Annotated in this window: 1 protein-coding gene; it reads left to right on the top strand. The window is 35.4% G+C overall.

The features are described from left to right. Window positions 1-471 precede the first annotated feature (471 nt). Window positions 472-723 (top strand): transposase, encoded by a 252-nt coding sequence (locus tag ACS8FD_RS17165; protein WP_439261047.1) that lies wholly within the window; start codon window positions 472-474, stop codon window positions 721-723. The last annotated feature ends 261 nt before the right edge of the window (window positions 724-984 follow it).

Genomic DNA, 984 nt, shown 5'->3' on the forward strand with positions numbered 1-984 from the left:
CCTGAAATTACAAAAAAGACATCAACGCCAGCAAATCCCCCTGGCATCCAAGAAGGGTTGAAATGGAATAGCAGAACAGCGATAACTGCGATTGCCCTAAGGCCATTAATATCTTTTCTAAATTTCATAAGAACACTGTCCAAAAGGTTAATATAAAGTTGTTATAAATATCGCTGTAAATACAATATTGTAGGCTGTACACCAGTCGACTAAGAAGATATTGTCGATGGTATCTTATTTGTATGTGAATGCATAGCTCTACTAGAGCAGTTAATGTCAGTTATGTGCAATAGACATCATTTTATTAAGAAGGTTTAAGGCCAAATTACAAACCTAAGAAACATATACGAGAGATCAGCATAAAAGTTGCTGATGAAAGGTTATAAAAATTCTATGCTCGTATAACTATCTCCTAAACTAATACACCTTAGCCATAGAGTTTTTTATAAAACATCCATAAAACGTTTTAACATGAGCAAACGTATCACTGAAACGCAAATTGTATCCATTTTAAAAGAAGCTGATGTGGGGTTTTCTGCCAAAGATCTATGCCGTAAATACGATATCACTAGTTTAACCTTCTACAAATGGAAGTCTAAATATGGTGGTATAGAAGCATCTGATGTGAAGCGTCTAAAAGAGCTTAAAGAGAACCGCAGATTCAAACAGATATATGCTGATTTAAGTTTAAAATCTCAGATACAAGAAGAGTTTATAAATTAAAAGATTATAAATTTGACAGTTCAATTATCGTTATAGTCTATAAAAAAGAGCCACCACTGCATGCAGTGTTAGCCCTTTCAAACGGTGTTTCTTATTAGATTATCTTAGGTATTTTTAAACCATATTATGTTCGATCTTGATACCCAGTGCTATTTCGATAAATCCAAACCCCTCAACCTGAGCGCGTTACGTTACCAATCACCGAGACTGACGATAAGCTCATCGCTACCGCTGCTATCATCGGACTGAGCAGAAGCCCAA

The sequence above is a fragment of the Psychrobacter sp. 1U2 genome (genome assembly GCF_051847575.1).